General features: G+C 47.4%; 16 protein-coding genes and 1 tRNA gene. 1 reads left to right on the forward strand and 16 read right to left on the reverse strand.

Annotated features, from left to right (window positions below; translation table 11 throughout):
* Positions 1 to 134: 134 nt before the first annotated feature.
* From QT979_RS18505 to QT979_RS18570, 14 genes are all read right to left on the reverse strand, one after another.
* Positions 135 to 211: transfer RNA gene (locus QT979_RS18505), tRNA-Met, on the reverse strand.
* Between the two features lie 119 nt (positions 212 to 330).
* On the reverse strand, positions 331 to 1284 hold the full coding sequence (locus tag QT979_RS18510) for an asparaginase (protein ID WP_333215548.1): 954 nt from the start codon (positions 1282 to 1284) through the stop codon (positions 331 to 333).
* 181 nt (positions 1285 to 1465) lie between these two features.
* Positions 1466 to 1975 carry a CGLD27 family protein gene (locus QT979_RS18515; RefSeq protein ID WP_333040353.1) on the reverse strand — a complete coding sequence of 170 codons (510 nt, stop codon included), beginning with the start codon at positions 1973 to 1975 and terminating at the stop codon, positions 1466 to 1468.
* Positions 1976 to 1977: 2 nt separating this feature from the next.
* Complete coding sequence (gene rsfS, locus QT979_RS18520) at positions 1978 to 2397, reverse strand: ribosome silencing factor (RefSeq protein ID WP_333249989.1); 420 nt, start codon at positions 2395 to 2397, stop codon at positions 1978 to 1980.
* 138 nt (positions 2398 to 2535) lie between these two features.
* Complete coding sequence (yqeK, locus tag QT979_RS18525; RefSeq protein WP_333311347.1) at positions 2536 to 3171, reverse strand: bis(5'-nucleosyl)-tetraphosphatase (symmetrical) YqeK; 636 nt, start codon at positions 3169 to 3171, stop codon at positions 2536 to 2538.
* A gap of 449 nt (positions 3172 to 3620) precedes the next feature.
* Positions 3621 to 4889: a WcaI family glycosyltransferase gene (locus QT979_RS18530; protein ID WP_333215553.1), complete on the reverse strand. Its 1269-nt coding sequence runs from the start codon at positions 4887 to 4889 to the stop codon at positions 3621 to 3623.
* 162 nt (positions 4890 to 5051) lie between these two features.
* Positions 5052 to 5489: an ATP-binding protein gene (locus QT979_RS18535; protein ID WP_015178537.1), complete on the reverse strand. Its 438-nt coding sequence runs from the start codon at positions 5487 to 5489 to the stop codon at positions 5052 to 5054.
* Between the two features lie 547 nt (positions 5490 to 6036).
* On the reverse strand, positions 6037 to 7038 hold the full coding sequence (locus QT979_RS18540) for a sugar transferase (protein ID WP_333084651.1): 1002 nt from the start codon (positions 7036 to 7038) through the stop codon (positions 6037 to 6039).
* Positions 7039 to 7434: 396 nt separating this feature from the next.
* Positions 7435 to 8103: a DUF3318 domain-containing protein gene (locus QT979_RS18545; RefSeq protein ID WP_333109239.1), complete on the reverse strand. Its 669-nt coding sequence runs from the start codon at positions 8101 to 8103 to the stop codon at positions 7435 to 7437.
* Between the two features lie 504 nt (positions 8104 to 8607).
* Positions 8608 to 8805 (reverse strand): hypothetical protein, encoded by a 198-nt coding sequence (locus tag QT979_RS18550; protein ID WP_333311348.1) that lies wholly within the window; start codon positions 8803 to 8805, stop codon positions 8608 to 8610.
* Positions 8806 to 8848: 43 nt separating this feature from the next.
* A complete protein-coding gene (locus QT979_RS18555) occupies positions 8849 to 9904 on the reverse strand; it encodes a hypothetical protein (RefSeq protein ID WP_333311349.1) in 1056 nt (351 codons plus the stop codon).
* Positions 9905 to 10180: 276 nt separating this feature from the next.
* Positions 10181 to 10546, reverse strand: coding sequence for a type II toxin-antitoxin system HicB family antitoxin (locus QT979_RS18560; RefSeq protein ID WP_333141128.1), 366 nt, complete (start codon positions 10544 to 10546; stop codon positions 10181 to 10183).
* On the reverse strand, positions 10518 to 10787 hold the full coding sequence (locus QT979_RS18565; protein ID WP_333311350.1) for a type II toxin-antitoxin system HicA family toxin: 270 nt from the start codon (positions 10785 to 10787) through the stop codon (positions 10518 to 10520). Before QT979_RS18565 ends, QT979_RS18560 begins: the two co-directional genes overlap by 29 nt.
* A gap of 84 nt (positions 10788 to 10871) precedes the next feature.
* Entirely contained in the window at positions 10872 to 12281 is a 1410-nt protein-coding gene (locus tag QT979_RS18570) for a ferredoxin:protochlorophyllide reductase (ATP-dependent) subunit N (RefSeq protein WP_199292772.1), read from the reverse strand.
* Positions 12282 to 12520: 239 nt separating this feature from the next.
* On the opposite strand from QT979_RS18570, the gene QT979_RS18575 reads away from it, so the two are divergent.
* Positions 12521 to 12712 carry a hypothetical protein gene (locus tag QT979_RS18575; protein ID WP_333311351.1) on the forward strand — a complete coding sequence of 64 codons (192 nt, stop codon included), beginning with the start codon at positions 12521 to 12523 and terminating at the stop codon, positions 12710 to 12712.
* Positions 12713 to 12759: 47 nt separating this feature from the next.
* Here the strand turns inward: QT979_RS18575 and QT979_RS18580 are convergent, their stop codons facing one another.
* Both QT979_RS18580 and bchL read right to left on the reverse strand, forming a co-directional pair.
* A complete protein-coding gene (locus QT979_RS18580; RefSeq protein ID WP_333311352.1) occupies positions 12760 to 14085 on the reverse strand; it encodes a DUF5331 domain-containing protein in 1326 nt (441 codons plus the stop codon).
* A gap of 34 nt (positions 14086 to 14119) precedes the next feature.
* Complete coding sequence (bchL, locus tag QT979_RS18585) at positions 14120 to 14986, reverse strand: ferredoxin:protochlorophyllide reductase (ATP-dependent) iron-sulfur ATP-binding protein (RefSeq protein WP_006634709.1); 867 nt, start codon at positions 14984 to 14986, stop codon at positions 14120 to 14122.
* Positions 14987 to 15724 lie beyond the last annotated feature (738 nt).

The raw sequence follows: 15724 nt of genomic DNA on the forward strand, positions 1-15724 counted from the left end.
TTTGAACCACTGACCTTCGGGTTATGAGCCCGACGAGCTACCAGGCTGCTCTATCCCGCGTCGCTTTATCTCTCTTTAGTGGTTTCCAAAAACAAAACCCTGAAACCTTAACGATTACAGGGTTCGCTTGAATTTGGTGGCGGGAAGTGGATTTGAACCACTGACCTTCGGGTTATGAGCCCGACGAGCTACCAGGCTGCTCTATCCCGCGTCGCTTTATCTCTCTTTCTAATATAAACATATCTTTCCGAAAATAGCAACCCCACAATCAAAAAAACTTTTTAGATTGTGGGAGGGGTTGCTGAAATCGGCGAGCGAGTCTCGATCGCCCTAAAGCATCGAAACTTCCCCGATCACCTCCAAGCGCTTGAACTCGCTGAGAGTCAGGTAAGTTTCCGAAAGAGTTTCGGCAATTGTCGGAGTAATCCACCCCAACTGCTTGAGCAAGTGAATCGCCACAGCAAATTGAGCGCGCTTTCCTCCATCCGTCACCTTAATTGCCAAGCCCATGCCTTCGCCAACGCGGCCAATGCACTGCACCCCTTCGGCGCCGGACTTGCTCACCAATTCCCCTTGAGTCAAGCGCATCAGTTCCGTGTCAAATTTGCCCTCACCGGCAACCATCATCGGGTGATGAGTCATAGCGCGGACAATCCGCTCCATCTCCACATTGTCGCCGGAAGCCAATTTAGCGTACAAAGAGGCCATTTGCCCCAACTGCAACAGATAGGTAGGAGCGCCACAGTCGTCACGAGCGCTGATAAACTCTTCGGCAGGCATTGCCAGCAACTCAGCCACTTTGCCCAAAATAAGCTGCTGGACAGGATGTTTGCGGCGTAAATAAGTGTCCAATGGCCAGTGCAGTTGCTGGCAGACAGCCAGCATTCCGGCGTGTTTGCCGGAACAGTTGTATTGCAGGGCGCTCTTTTTGCCTTCGGGAATGGGGCATTGAAGTTTAGAGGGGTCAATGTCGCAGCGCCACAGGACGTTAAATACCTGGCGCGATTGCTCGATCGTACCTTGATGGGAACTGCAAATAATCGCTAAATCTCGATCGGTCAATTCGTAGCGTTCTAAAGTGCCAGTCCCCGTCACCGCCAAAGCTTGAAAAGGCTTGAGTGAAGAACGGACAAATGAGGCCGTTTCCGAGTTACCAGCAACGGACAGAACGCGCCCGCGGTTGTCGCAGACAGCGGCCTGGGCGCGGTGCCTCGATTCCACAATACCTTCGCGCAGCAGTGTGACTTCCAGTTCGGGAGCTTGGGTTCGTTTTCCCCTTGTCATATCAATTTTAGATTTTAGATTTTAGATTTTAGATTGGGGCCGGTGGAAGTTATGAGTTGCGAGCTGCCAGTTAAGAGTTATAAAGTTAATCTTTCTGCGATCGTTTCTCACTCATGCACTCCGTGTGCGTTGTTGGCTGTGGGCGGCAATCTCAAAACTCAAAACTCCCTTCCATTCCCGATTACAAACAACTCCAAGTTAGTCCCCCGGCAACCAGCAACACTGTCAAACCATAAAATGTCTGCCGCAGACGCCTGAGAATTGGTTCTAGTTGGTAGTTGACAATCAACTGATCTTGAAGCAAAACTTCGGGAGTTTTAGGCCAAGATTGACAATCGTACCAACCAGACTCTTCGTAGACGACCGTGGGATTTGAAAGGCGCGATCGCACGTAGAACCAACCCAAGTAGAGCCGCAGCAAAGCTAATCCTAGAATAAAACTGGCACCTGCGGCACCGCTGAGGACAAACTGAGCTGGATACTTGACAGGAGCAAAGCTAGAAGCAGCTATCGGCCCCGATACCAAGCAACTCCAAGCCCACACCCAAGCTAGTTTGGCTAGGTATCCGGGCCAATTGAGTGTTACCCAGCTAAAAAACCAGGATTCTTTAAGTTCTTGGTATTCATTGATCGGCCGCTGTTCTTGCGGAACGGGACAAATAGAAGCAGAAACGTTTTTCACATTAGCCATCCTCACGGCGTGGGGGAAAAGTCAATGCGTTCGGCGTGTCCCCAGAACGCTTCTAAATTGTAGAACTCCCGCTCTTGAGGCTTCAAAATGTGAATGATCGCGTCGCCGTAGTCCATGACGACCCAACTAGCATCTGATAGGCCTTGTGTACGCAGTGGCAAGCGTTGCCACTCTTCTTCCACTTGGTCTGCTATCGCTTGGGAGATGGCTCGTACCTGCACGTTGGAAAATCCGGTGATGATCGCAAAGTAGTCTGCCAAATAGCATACTTCTGCCACCCGGAGCAATACAATATCTACTGCTTTGCGGTCATCGGCTGCTTGGGCAACGGTCATGATCAGGCCACGGGCTTCGTCTGAGGAGGTGCCGTCCGTTGCTGTAGACTGGGCCCTGGAGTACTCGAGTTGGGTTAAATCAGACATTAAGTGTTTAATTTCCTAATTGATAGGGTAAGGGGAAATCGGTGCGCTATTCGCTTTCGATTGTTGGCAGTTTGAGACGGGAAATAGGAGTTAGGTTGAAGCCAAAAGTAAGGACAGAATTTCTGGTAAATTTTACTTTTAACTTGTGACTTGTTCGATCGACTGCTTCGTCGAATTTCCTGTTTCCGGCGATTCGCGGGCCATTTGCAGCGCCCAATTGCGGGTAAGTACGGTGCGGGGGTGGATGTAGCAGCGAGTTTCTAGCAAATATTTAAGAGAATAATCGCTAGTTTGCCACACGGCTGCATAAAGATTTTGCCAGCTTGCCTCACGCAGTGCTTCTAGTTGGGCTGTGTTGCCGCGGCTTGGCTCTATGGTATCTGCTATGAATACGGTACAACTGAGCTGGCTCATTTTTGGTCGGCCGAGGGTGTGATTGGCGATTGCGTCCAAAATTTCTCGATCGACCACCCCGAATTCCTCTCTGGCGACGATCGCGCTGGCGTCTGCGTGCAGCAAATGCGGGTGTGCTTCCAACACTGAGTCTAACTCTAAACCTTCCTTCTGGGCCATTTGTAGCAGCAGTTGAGGTTTGAAGTATTTTGCCAAATCGTGCAACAAACCGGCCGATCGGGCTTTTGCTTCGTCGAGGCCGTAATGGCGAGCCAAGTCACCTGCTACCTGTTCGACTCCGAGGATGTGTTTGATGCGGGCAGCAGGAACGCGCTCAGAGAGCCAAGCTAGGACGTTTTCGCGCGCGGGTGCAAGTGTCAAATATTAACTCCGAAATTGTATAGTGTCTTTTATTTTAGCGTTTTGTTTTGATCGGCTGCGGTGTCGGGCACATAGGGGTGTGGTTACTTATGGGATGGGGAGGGGTGAAGGGGGCGAAGGGGGTGAAGGGGGCGATCGGCTTTACCTGAACAATCCAAAGATGTGTTAAAGTAAGTGGCTGTAACGACAAATTGTAGTTACAATATCTAGTGACAATCAAGGTATGGAATTTGAGTGGGATGAGACTAAACGTCTTACCAAACTTAGCAAACATGGAATTGACTTTATCGACGTTCCATTACTTTTTGATGGAGAAATCGTAACAGTTGAGGACGATCGATCAATCCTCAGTCTTTCATTTTTTGGTGGTTTATCTTAACGAGCGTTCGTTCAGTAGTGCTCGGAAAATCTTTTGCCACTGTAAGCACGGGCGGTTTCAAGCGCTTATCTTATTTCGGCAAAGGCTCCAATATTTTCTCCGCATGACTCGCTGCCACCGCCGCAAATAAAGCTTCATAATGATTCAAAGCTTCCTCAAATCCGTAATTCTCCACAGCATAATTTCTGCCTTGCTCGCCCAACGCATCCACCTTAGCAGGGTGCAAGTACAAATCCTCAACCGCCTCAGCCAAAGCCTGCGGATCTTCCGGCGCTACCACCACCCCGCCACCGCTTTGCTGCACTGCTTTTTGGGCCGTACCAGTTTCAGGAACCGAAGCCAAAATTGCCCGACCGCTGGCGAGAATTACTTGAATTTTTGAAGGCATATTGAAGTTAGTAACGCGGCGCTTTTGTACTACTAAACTAACATCAGCAGCAGCTAACAATTCGGGCAATTTTTCTCGCGGTTCAAATGGTAGCAACATTACATTATTAGCTTTGTAAGTTTCGCAATCTTGTTGCAAGCGCGCCAAGGCTGTTGATTCCCCCACAATTACAAAAGCGATTTCGGGTATGTGTTTCAAACGAGCCGCTGCTTGGACAACTGTTTGCAAGCCTTGAGTTAGGGCAATATTGCCTGCATAGAGAACGACAAATTTGCCCTTGAGTTTGTGAGTTTCTCGAAATGAGTTACTTTCCTTGGGTAAGGGCCGAATGAAATTGACATCAACCCAATTGGGAACGCAAACTATTTTTTCGGGGGGTACTCCCTGAGAATGCAATTTTTTGACAAAACCGCTGTCGATGACGCTGACTTGGCTGGCTGTGCTGTAGGCCAATTTTTCCAAAGCGTCAGCAATGCGAACTAGCAGTCCGTTTTTTTTGACCAAGCCGACGCGCACGGCTGCTTCTGAGACGATATCCTGAACGTTGAGGACGATCGGGCAAGCGCGAATCCAGCCGTAAAAGGCGACTGGGACGCAAATCGGTAAAGGGGGCATTGTCGAGAAAATCACGTCGGGACGCCAGCCTCTGAAAGCTTGGACGGCGCTGGAGACAACAAAACTGCCGTCTAGCACAAGTCGGTCTAGGAGGCTGGGGTGGGGGCCGTTGACGCGCAGATAGCTGCGCTGAATTGTGACACCGTTGTGTTCTTCTGTGAGGTAAAATTTGCCCTCATATTGCGGATAAATCCGGCGCTGCGGATAGTTTGGCATTCCTGTGACGACTCGGACTTGGTGGCCGCGCTTGACTAAGCCTTGCGCTAGTTCTGTCATCAGGGGGGCAATGCCGATCGGCTCTGGATAGTAGTTATATGAATAAATTAGAATACGCATAATATTTATTTTGAAGCAAATTGTCCTCCAGCCGCGTGCATCGAGCCTGTACCCGCAGAATTGCAGAGGATGTGGTTGGATTCCGGGTAGGACAATAGGGGAGCGAGGGGATCTTCCACTCCTTGCGAAAGAAGCCGCCCTGACCGGGCGGGTATCGGGCCATCAGGTAATGTTTTTTCGCATTACCAGGCAGTTTCGGCGATCGTCGGTACGGATATACCGAAGGTCGTCTGTGAGCTTGTACATGAACACCAGTCCCCTTTCTCCCTCTCTGTCCAAAGGATCGCGCTGCTCTTGCATGATTGAGTGCAGCTTTGCTTCTAAGTTGAAGGGTTGACCCCTGTCCCAAATCCTAATTTCTAAATAATCGGCAAACACTTTTACCTCAATGTCGATGGGCGTCGTGGGGGGCAAGTTCTGGTGAGCGTGGCGGACAGCGTTTGTAAAGCCTTCGTTGATTATCAGCCGACACTGCCACCAGAAATCCGCTGGTATCATGGGCAAAACGATATTCTCCAACCATTCCAAAACGGATGTTAAAGCATTCAGGTCTGTTTCAACCTGCAGGTGCCACTCGGCCTTTGGTTGCTTGTCTTTCATCTTTCTTTCCCCTGGTCGGCCCCCACCACCGCTGTACTCAGCGCCGGAGGGAGAGAAAAAGGAGGGCAAGGTCTTGGCAACATATTAGTTAAGTCAAGCTTGAGTTGAAGAAGCCCGTTTTGCCTCAAGGTGAGCATTCCTTTCGCACCATTTACTCGCACAGCAAATGAGAGACTTCCGATACTGTAATCCGCCTCGGTAGGGCGTTTAAATAGGGAAAATTCCCGAGTCAGCTTGCGAGGAAGTGATTTAAGCTTCGACCGTGTTAGGAGTCGCTACTTTTCTAAACACAGGTGAGTTCTTCTCGTCCTCGAAAATCATGCTGGGCTCATTTGAGTATGACCTCGAACTCGCCAATTGCTAATTATTAATGCTCTGATTGCAGAGCTGGCAACTAGCTGTGTATTTTCTTGGCGTGTGAATTTTAACACTTAATGCTAACGTAGGTATCGCTAGTGATCGTCTGCTTGACTAAGTATCGAGTTCGAGTTCCCGCCCCCCGTTGGCAACAGCACCTCAAAGTTCAGTGGTGGGTTGTTGAGGGTTCCTACACAGCGCCACTATTTTTGTTAAACAGGACTGTTACAGTTTTGACAATTAGTTTGAGGTCATACACCAGGCTCCAGTTTTGTTGGTATTTTAAATCTAAACGGATGACATCTTCAAAATCGCGGACTTGAGAGCGACCGTTGACTTGCCATTCCCCTGTCATCCCAGGTTTGACATCCAAACGTTGCCACTGAGGGACTTCGTAGCGCTCAACTTCGTCTGGGGTAGGCGGTCTAGTGCCGACTAGACTCATTTCGCCTTTGAGCACGTTCCAAAACTGCGGCAGTTCATCAAGGCTGGTTTTGCGTAAGATGCGCCCGACCTTGGTAATCCGCGGGTCGTTGTCATTTTTGAAAAATGCGCCAGAAGCCTGATTTTTGATTTGGGCTTTCATGGCTTCGGCGTTGGTACACATCGATCGAAATTTCCAAATCCGAAATTGTCTGCCCATCCAGCCACAGCGGGTTTGACCGAAAAATATCGGGCCTGGATCGTTGATAGTGATAGCAGCAGCTATGGGTACGAGCAAAATTCCTGTAATTATCAAACCGACTATTGCCCCAACAATGTCTATCAGCCGCTTCACCCACGATTGCACTGAGGGGTGGGTCATCGGTAGCTGATTGTCCGAGGGCTTGGTCTCTGTGGGAGTTGAGGTTGCAGAGGGCTGCTCGATCGTCAGCACTTGATCTAGGCTGGTGAGAGCAAATACTGCCATCACCTGCGGCTTGAGGCTTCGGAGCACCAAGTCGCTACCACGCTGTTTGGCAAATTTCAGATTGCTGACTAAAGCACCGATCCCGCTACTGTCGATGAATGTCGTCTGACTGAAGTCTAGGACAATCTTGCTGGGAACGGTGGTGCTTTCCGAAAAAAGTTGCTGGCAGGTTGTCTTGAAGTTTACAGCTTCAAGTACGCTCAAGCGCACGGGTATGTGAACTGAGGGAATTTCGTCCGAGTACGTTACCCGAAAATCTGCCTCTGGGGTTTGACTGACCATGAAGTCCTGGTTTCAAATTTCAAGCTTATGTCTTTAGCCTATTCTGTCCTAGCAGCTCCACCTTTACCAAATATTATGGTTAACAAAAGGCTAGCTTTATACAAACTTTACAAAAACGCCTGCAAACTCGCCCGCCGAGAATGATATCAAAGGCAAAAATAGACTTAAGTCTACCAGTGCCAGTTTTGGCCCAAAGATTTTTGAACGCAGTCGCGGCCAAACTTTAACATCGGAATCAAGATTTTTGTGGATTCAGGCCGATTAATCTTGTCGTTAATAATTTTCGTGCCTGTCTTGCACCGGATAGCCATCGCAGTTAACAGTTAACAGCTAACACAGAAGTCAACAGTTAACGGTTAACTGGAAAACCCCCGTAACAAGCGTCGGGGGATGAGGTTAAGAATTGTAGACGTTTTCTGACTGGGAGGTTTCGCGGGTGATGGGTTTGACTTTGGCTTTGGCTTTGGCTGCGTTGCGTTTGAGGGCCTGGAGACGAGCTTCGTATTTAGCCCGCTGCTGTTTTTTGGAGGTTTGCTCGATTAAGGTTTTTAAGGCGCTGCCGAGGCTTTTGTAGGCGTTTGGGAGAGTGTAGCCGAAGCGGGTGGCCAGGGCCAGGGCTTTTTCGTCGGCGTCTATTGCTTCTTTTAAACTTTTCTCTCCGTTGTTTTTTTGGAAAAGTCTCCAGCCGGAGACGCCACACAGGGATAGGGCTAATAACAGCAGCAAACCGTCTTGCACCCAAAGTTCGCCGACGGCGCCGCCTAAACCAATGGCGAGGGCTGCCATTTCCCAACCGTCTCTGGGGATGGTGTCGTTTTGAATTCTGGCGACTTCGTGCCAAAATAGGAGGTTGCGCTGATCCATTGCTAGCTGTTCCCAGCGGATCAGGTCTATTTGGATTTCTACCTGGTCTTTGCCTATTTCTTCGCTGCGGATCAGGGTAGGATTAACTTCTATTGTTTTTTCTACTGTTACCCAACTTTGGAGTTCTGGGGGCAGTATGTTTTTCAAGCGCCGGATCTCACTCATCTCGGCTCTTGCTGTAGAGGTTGCATAGGATGTCATAGCTCCGGCCTATTGATTTTCCAAAGGTTAATATGTGTCTATTTCTGGAGTATAGCAAACCTTTAATGCAAATATAGTCTAGCAACGGGGGTTGATCGACTAATACTGGCAATTTTACTTGATTTTAGTCTCAGGGGGCGATCGCAACTGCCGACTCGATCCTTGATTTTCGACTATTTCATCAACAGTTCGATTTCTTGTCGCAATTTCGACCAAGCCGACAAAACTTCCGGCTGAGAAGTTATGCCTTTTTGAACTAAAACAACTCCGTCAAATACTTCAGAAAATCCCTACAAACCTCGCCGTAGAGATTCATCGGCAAAACGCACTCGCCCCCGAACTCTACCTCTGTCAATCGGAGCTTTTAAATTCTTATGCTGTAAATGCCACAAGTCATAATCGACAGCTAATTTTGTAAAAAGGGCGACAACTTAATCCGTGTAATATGAGTCGAAAACCTTGTTTTATAGTCCATTACGGGATATCTCTTTAGGGCAAATAAAGTCATTTAACTCTTCTTTTTGTCCCAACATCCTCTCTTTTTTTGCCTCGTTTAACATTCATTTTTTTTTCTTTTTTTGCTACATGAGCGCGATCGCCCACAGTTTGGTGTTCGAGCGCCCACAGTAGCGAGTCGGAGCGCCCGCTGCTGGCACTAACTACTGGTGTATCCCCTTTCCTTCTTGCAGTGGATCTTACCACTTTTCGGGGATTTACACACATCAGTCAGACGCGATTTAAATGATTAAAGTGACTTGAGAAGACCACTTTCCAACTGATAAATTGCTGCCATGATTCCGCTTTCAGGATTTGTGAGCAGCGACTTTTTGACATCTTTCAAGTATTCTACAATGTGTTCCCGCAAAATCGGTCTTTCTACTTTAACTGTGTGATTGTAATCCCACAAATCCCCGATGATAATCCCGATGCCGACAATAGGGTCGATTAAACTTACTCCCAATTGACTAGCCACTGTACCGCCTGTTTTTGTTGCTACCTTGGCGGCAGCTTTGCTGGCAACTTTTGCCGTAACTTTGCTGCCAACTTTAGCTGCTACTCCCAAAATTAAGGGTTTAGCAATTAAGTAACCGCTACCGCCAACTAATACTTTTAATGATAAATTCGAGACGTTTCCTTTGTCGCTAATTGTGGTGGCAATATCGTTCAGATATTTGTCCCACTGTACTTGCGGTATATTATAACTGTTTTGAACTACTTTCACATTCTTGCTAACTTCGGATATATACAAATTAGCAGTATCTTGAGTGATTAATTGAAATCGCAGTTGAGCGTTTTTGGGTACCAGTACGCGGTTAGCAAATTCTCTTTGAAAGTCTTCGGTTAATTTTTCAGAAACAGCACGAGATGCTGCTGTCATATCAAATCTGTTGAGTACGGCAGATTTCACGAAGTTAAAAGGTACGGTAAACTCCATCTTTTTTTGAGTGAAGTAATCAAAGTACCAATCGAGGAAACTATTGTCTACTCGTGCAATTACTTCGCTTTCCCATTTGTCCAACTCTTTTGATGCGAAAGTTTCGGCAGTTATATGGGATTGTTGGATAGCGTTTTTAATGTCTTGGTTGACTTTGCTGAAATCGTGTGGAGGCGAGACTACAACTGCTGTGGTTCCGGTATTTGTTAGTGACTGGGAAATTAGAAAGTTACCTAATAGGGGAATGATGACTACTAGAATTACGATCGTCCAAATCATCGGTGTGACAGTTTTGATAAACTGACCGATAACTCTGAGACGTTCTGTTTTCTCTGAATAGCTAATTTCTTCCTTGTCTTGACTCATGGCGGTTTCTCAACTGATGAGAGTTGGGCTAGTTTCGATTATAGGCGATCGTACTTGCGATCGTGTTACGGGCCTGTGGCCTGGGATTCTGGAAAAGTTGGGGAAAAGTGCACGTGACCAAAGCTAGCCCAAAGGAAATTGATTCAAAAGTACGATCGCACTTTTCATCCGCGTTAATCTGCGTTAATCTGCCTGCATCAGCGGTTCATAAAAAAATAAAAGAGCGATCGCCCTGTAACCCTCCCTCAAACTCGATCGTCCTTATCTGATTATCTTTTAGCCTGCTTTACTTAACACAACCAGAATGTACTGGTCAAGACTAACTCCTTCCCTTTCCGCTTTTTCTGCTAAACTCAAATGTAGAGATTTAGGAATTTGCAACGATAAATTTCCGCTATACTCAATTTCCGTTGTAGGTAAAGGAATCTCATCTTCACACTCATAAGCTGTTTCTATCCATAATTCCCTCGCTTCCTGAATATTCTCCATCGCTTCCGATAAAGTTTCACCCTGAGACATACAGCCAGGAAGGTCTTTGATTATAGCTGTATAACCTTCGGATTCTGGATAAAAACTGATAGGATATTTAAGACTCAAGTAATAGTCTAGAGATTTAAGCTTGACTTTCATCTTCTGATTCATTGCTCCATTCCTCCAGTTTTAATAGCACAACAATTTGCTTGACGTATACTCCTTTTACCTTCTTCCCACCTTTTTTAGAAACTGTAATTTTTAATCCATCAGCATTTCGGAAAGTATGGTGACTTCCTTTCGATCGCTTTTCTTCAAATCCAAAAGCTGTTAGAATATAGCACACATCGTCAAAGCGCACTTCTGGTGGATTTGCTAAAAATTGTTCTACCAGTTCTCCTAACTTGCCCATGAAGTTTTACAGATGCTTGTACTATTCTAATAAACAAGGGTGGGCATTGCCCACCCTTGCTAGTAGTCAGGTGAAATTCAAAAATTAAACCTTCGCTTCATTCTTCACCAAATTACCCCAACCCAAATCCTTCAGCGAATTATTCCGGCGCAACGGACGAGTCACCAACTCCAAAATATCCCGCGCATTACCAAAGCCGTGAATCTGAGCAAAAGTAAACTCAACAGACCACTTAGTATTAATTCCCCGCGCTTCCAAAGGATTAGCGTGAGCCATACCAGTAATCACCAAGTCAATATTCTGCTCGTAAATCCGCTGCAACTGATTGTAATTATCTGGTTTTTCCACAATCCGAGGAGTAGGAACTCCCATCTCGTGACAAGTCTTTTCTAACAACGCCAACTCGGCCGCTTGATAGCGCTTGTCCATGTAAGGAATGCCGATTTCCGGGCAAGTCATGCCGCAGCGAATCAAGAAACGTGCTAAAGAAATCTCCAGCAAATTGTCGCCCATAAAGAAGACAGATTTGCCGCGAATTATTTGCAGGTAATCTTCCAAACCTGCCCAGATTTGCGCTTCCCGTTCGTCCAAACCTTTTGGTTCAATTCCCAACACTGAGCAAATCTTTTCAATCCAAGCGCGAGTTCCGTCAGGGCCGATCGGGAATGGCGCACCAATTAGCTTACACTTGCGGCGGCGCATCAACGTAGAAGCAGTACGCGACAAGAACGGATTCATGCCCGATACATAATAGCCTTCTTCCAATACTGGCAATTCAGTGTAGCGCTTGGAAGGAAGCCAACCAGAAACCTTAATTCCTTGCTTCTTCAATTCTAAGGTTAGCTGAGTAACAACCGGATCGGGCAAAGAACCAAAAAGTACCAGGGGTGTGTGCTTGACATATTCCGATTCATCTGCTGCAACTTCCTCTTTTTTCTTGCCGAAATTCAGCAGTTGAGAGATAGCATTGCGTTCTTGTTTCTGAGATTCCATCACGGGCGCTTTCTCAGGACATTTAGCAGCCATCGCTGCTAAAACGGTATCTTCCCCTTGAGTAAAAGCGTAATCCAAGCCGTTAGCGCGCGCTGTGACGATGGGAATGCCAATTTCTGCTTCGAGTTTCGGTGCTAACCCTTCCAAATCCATTTTGATGATTTCGGTGGTGCAAGTGCCGATCCAGACAATTACACTGGGGTTACGATCGCGCTTAATTTGCAAGCACAGTCGCTTCAACTCATCATAATCGTTTAACTGAGCGGAAATATCGCCTTCTTCCAACTCAGCCATCGCATAGCGAGGCTCAGCAAAAATCATCACGCCCATTGCGTTTTGCAAGAAATAGCCGCAAGTCTTAGTACCGATTACCAAGAAAAAGCTATCTTCAATTTTTTGATAAAGCCAAGCTACGCAGCTAATTGGACAAAAAGTGTGATAATTGCCTGTTTCGCATTCAAAGTTTAAAGCTTCCGGTTCATTAGTAGTAATAGCAGTCATATCTCAAATCTTCTCCCTTTAAATTGTTTTTCTTCTCGAACAGGACTTGCGGCGGAACGAGGAAACACCTGGATTTTGCGATCGTCTCGGTGCGATCGCCCAGGAGAGGAATAGGTTGTTTTTCCTCTCGATGACGAACAGGCGCAGTGGCGAGAAAACACCTGTGAAAGCGCGATTGCGACGCACAGCGAACAATAAATAGAAATACCTATTTTTGGGCTAATTCCTGTGAAAAATAGATGCAACCACTCAATATTTCCGCAGCAGTCGCAGCATCCCAAATTCTGGCTAAAAAATTCTGCGCGAGGGCATACAATCCCTCACAGCAGGGATTTAGTTTACTTCAACTTGCTAAGGCAAAAAGCCTTTTGGCAGTTGTGAGTTGGAACTCATTAAAAATTAACAACTCGCAACTCACAACTCACAAATAGAGCGGGAAACTTCAAGACTAGAAGAGATGCGGGCGATCGCAACAACCTCACTTAAAATCAGATAAAAAGCCGGAAATTTCTTCATCCTCATCGTCGGAATCCAAATCGCCGAGACCTAGAGCATCTAAATCATCTTCGTCAGGATCTCCGGTAGTTGCTTCCCCCAGATCGTCAAGTCCGAGATCGTCGAGGTCGTCCTCATCAGATACAGAGAAATCGTCAATACCGTCATCGTCCAAGTCGCCCAGATCCATATCTAGGTCATCTGAGGTCGCTGTCCCAAAAGGATCGGGTATTTCTTCGGCGACAAACTCTGCATCTTCTTCCCCAAACGGATCGGAAATCCCCGCTTCGAGATCTCCAGAGGTCAAAGTCCCAAATTGTGAGGCTTCATCTTCCTCGTCATCGCCGAGATCGAGACCGCCCAAAGCCAAGGCTTCTTCTTCCTCGTCATCGCCGAGGTCGAGACCGCCCAAAGCCGAGGCTTCTTCTTCCTCGTCATCGCCGAGGTCGAGACCGCCCAAAGCCAAAGCTTCTTCTTCCTCATCCTCGCCCATATCAAAGTCAGATACGGCGTCTTCCTCATCGTCGCCCATATCAAAGTCAGATACGGCGTCTTCCTCATCGTCTTCGAGACCGAGACCGTCCAAAGCCGAGGCTTCTTCCTCGTCATCGCCCATGTCGAAGTCGGAGACCGCTTCTTCCTCGTCATCGTCCATGTCGAAGTCGGAGACCGTTTCTTCCTCGTCATCGTCCATGTCGAAGTCGGAGACCGTCTCTTCCTCGTCATCGCCCATGTCGAAGTCGGAGACCGCTTCTTCCTCAAACTCATCGAAGGATTCCTCCTCTGAGCTCAGTGCTGACGCTGCTGCCAGACCTGCTGCTCCGGCGACTCCGGCGACTACTCCGGCTGTTGCCAAGGCAGCACCGCCCAATTTATTAGATTTGGCTGCGGCGGGTGCTGCAGTTGCAGTTTGAGCTGCGGCGGGTGCCGCAGTTGCAGTTCGAGCTGCGGCGGGTGCTGCAGTTGCAGTTTGAGCTGCTGTGGGTGTTGGAGATTTACCGGCCGTCTGCGGCGCGATATTTGAGGGCATACCCAGCGCGATGTCCGGGTCAAAATTGAGTCCCAACACTTCGATCAGGCTGTCTGCATCCGGCTTGAGTTTTGAGAAGGGCAGCATTAATTGCTGGAGTTCCGGCTCCAGGGCAGCCGCAATTCCCAGGATGAGGTAAGAAACAGGCCTTTTCCCGCCGTCGGGTGTGGCGACCGTGTTCTCAGCCGTCATGTGCAGGAGCAGCCAAGCCCGATTTACCTGGTAGTAGTCCAACCACTTCTGTTTGAGAGCAACTGAAAAAGTATCAAAAAAAGCCATAACCTCTTTATCCTCATCCTGATCGCTAGACCTATTAAACCATCATCAGGTCTAGCTCATCTTCCTCCTTCTTGACCACTGGTTGCACTGGATTTAGATAAAAATCTGAAAGTAAGGCAAATAATTCGCGATCGGGCGTGTCGTTGGGCACTACTCCTTCGGGCATTGCCAAAATCTGGTCAGCGATGTTGAGGTAGTAATCGCAGACGTAGTTGAGGGAAGGATCGCTTTCGGCCATCTCAAACAATGTTTTGCCTTTGACGCGAGAAACGCGGATATCTTCAATCAGGGGCAGCACTTCCAGCACCGGCATCGGTACAGAGTCAATGTACTTGTCGATCAAGTCGCGCTTTGAGGTGCGGTTGCCAATTAAACCGGCGAGCCGCAACGGGTGAGTGCGGGCTTTTTCGCGGACTGAGGCGGCGATGCGGTTGGCTGCAAATAAAGCGTCGAACCCGTTGTCGGTAACAATCATGCAGTAATCCGCGTAGTTTAAGGGGGCTGCAAAACCGCCGCACACTACGTCACCGAGTACGTCGAACAGGATGATGTCGTATTCGTCGAAGGCATTGAGTTCTTTGAGCAGTTTTACTGTTTCACCGACTACATAGCCGCCGCAGCCAGCTCCTGCGGGAGGGCCGCCTGCTTCTACGCAGTCAACGCCGCCGTAGCCTTTGTAGATGACATCTTCAGGCCAAACGTCTTCGTAGTGATAGTCCTTTTGCTGAAGGGTGTCAATAATTGTGGGGATCAAGAAGCCAGTGAGGGTAAATGTGCTGTCGTGCTTTGGATCGCAACCGATTTGCAAAACTTTTTTGCCGCGCTTGGCTAGGGCAACGGAGATGTTGCAGCTTGTTGTCGATTTACCAATTCCACCTTTTCCGTAAACTGCTAGTTTCACTCTTGGTTCTCCTATAGGTTTCTATCAAAACGATGAGGGCTGGGTTTTCATGCTTTTTTTCGATCGCCCAATTGTTATAGCCCAATTGCAATAGCCCAATTGCAATTCCCTTACTGTCAGTCGATTTGAGATTTCAAATTTGAGATTAAAGAATGGACTCCACAGATGAATCTGGGGCTTCTCTGTAACTAAAATTTTCTATCTCGACGACTTTTGTTTGGGGCTTGTATCCGTCTTTGGGTTAGGCCAATTTTGGACTCGGCCCTTAGTCACCTCGTTGAAAGCATTATTAGCTAACTTGCGATGAAAGGAAAGGGGGCGTCTAAATGAAAATGCTAGTAAATTTGTTTATTTTGCATCTTTGGGAATCTTAACTGGTTTTTTGATATAAAAATCTATTTTTAGATTATTTTTAGATTTTAAATTAATTTTAGAATACTTTCTTAATATAAAGAGGTACAAAAACAAAACAAAAATTAACTTCTCAAACAATCTGGGCTTTTGGCTTTGGGGCTAGGATGCAGGCAGTTGATGGCTTGTGCGGGTAAGTGGAACGGTCATAAACGCGCTAGTGGATGAGGCAAACTCGAAGTGAGTTCGGATCAGTTGGGTCAGGGGAGAGCAAAGTGATGGGATTTTAGATTTTAGATTTTAGATTTTAGATTGGCAAACATTGACTTTGCTGGGGTTTCGGGTGTTTTGTAAAAAATTGTGAATTTTTAGGAAATGGTGGGGAGT

The organism is Microcoleus sp. w2-18bC1 (assembly GCF_036700365.1).
Classification (GTDB): domain Bacteria; phylum Cyanobacteriota; class Cyanobacteriia; order Cyanobacteriales; family Microcoleaceae; genus Microcoleus.

Excerpts from the sequence above, each read along its gene's own strand:
- QT979_RS18510 (WP_333215548.1), bottom strand. The coding sequence starts at position 1,284 with ATGACAAGGGGAAAACGAACCCAAGCTCCCGAACTGGAAGTCACACTG.
- QT979_RS18515 (WP_333040353.1), bottom strand. The coding sequence starts at position 1,975 with ATGGCTAATGTGAAAAACGTTTCTGCTTCTATTTGTCCCGTTCCGCAA.
- rsfS (WP_333249989.1), bottom strand. The coding sequence starts at position 2,397 with ATGTCTGATTTAACCCAACTCGAGTACTCCAGGGCCCAGTCTACAGCA.
- QT979_RS18530 (WP_333215553.1), bottom strand. The coding sequence starts at position 4,889 with ATGCGTATTCTAATTTATTCATATAACTACTATCCAGAGCCGATCGGC.
- QT979_RS18535 (WP_015178537.1), bottom strand. The coding sequence starts at position 5,489 with ATGAAAGACAAGCAACCAAAGGCCGAGTGGCACCTGCAGGTTGAAACA.
- QT979_RS18540 (WP_333084651.1), bottom strand. The coding sequence starts at position 7,038 with ATGGTCAGTCAAACCCCAGAGGCAGATTTTCGGGTAACGTACTCGGAC.
- QT979_RS18545 (WP_333109239.1), bottom strand. The coding sequence starts at position 8,103 with ATGACATCCTATGCAACCTCTACAGCAAGAGCCGAGATGAGTGAGATC.
- QT979_RS18555 (WP_333311349.1), bottom strand. The coding sequence starts at position 9,904 with ATGAGTCAAGACAAGGAAGAAATTAGCTATTCAGAGAAAACAGAACGT.
- QT979_RS18560 (WP_333141128.1), bottom strand. The coding sequence starts at position 10,546 with ATGAATCAGAAGATGAAAGTCAAGCTTAAATCTCTAGACTATTACTTG.
- QT979_RS18565 (WP_333311350.1), bottom strand. The coding sequence starts at position 10,787 with ATGGGCAAGTTAGGAGAACTGGTAGAACAATTTTTAGCAAATCCACCA.
- QT979_RS18570 (WP_199292772.1), bottom strand. The coding sequence starts at position 12,281 with ATGACTGCTATTACTACTAATGAACCGGAAGCTTTAAACTTTGAATGC.
- QT979_RS18575 (WP_333311351.1), top strand. The coding sequence starts at position 12,521 with ATGCAACCACTCAATATTTCCGCAGCAGTCGCAGCATCCCAAATTCTG.
- QT979_RS18580 (WP_333311352.1), bottom strand. The coding sequence starts at position 14,085 with ATGGCTTTTTTTGATACTTTTTCAGTTGCTCTCAAACAGAAGTGGTTG.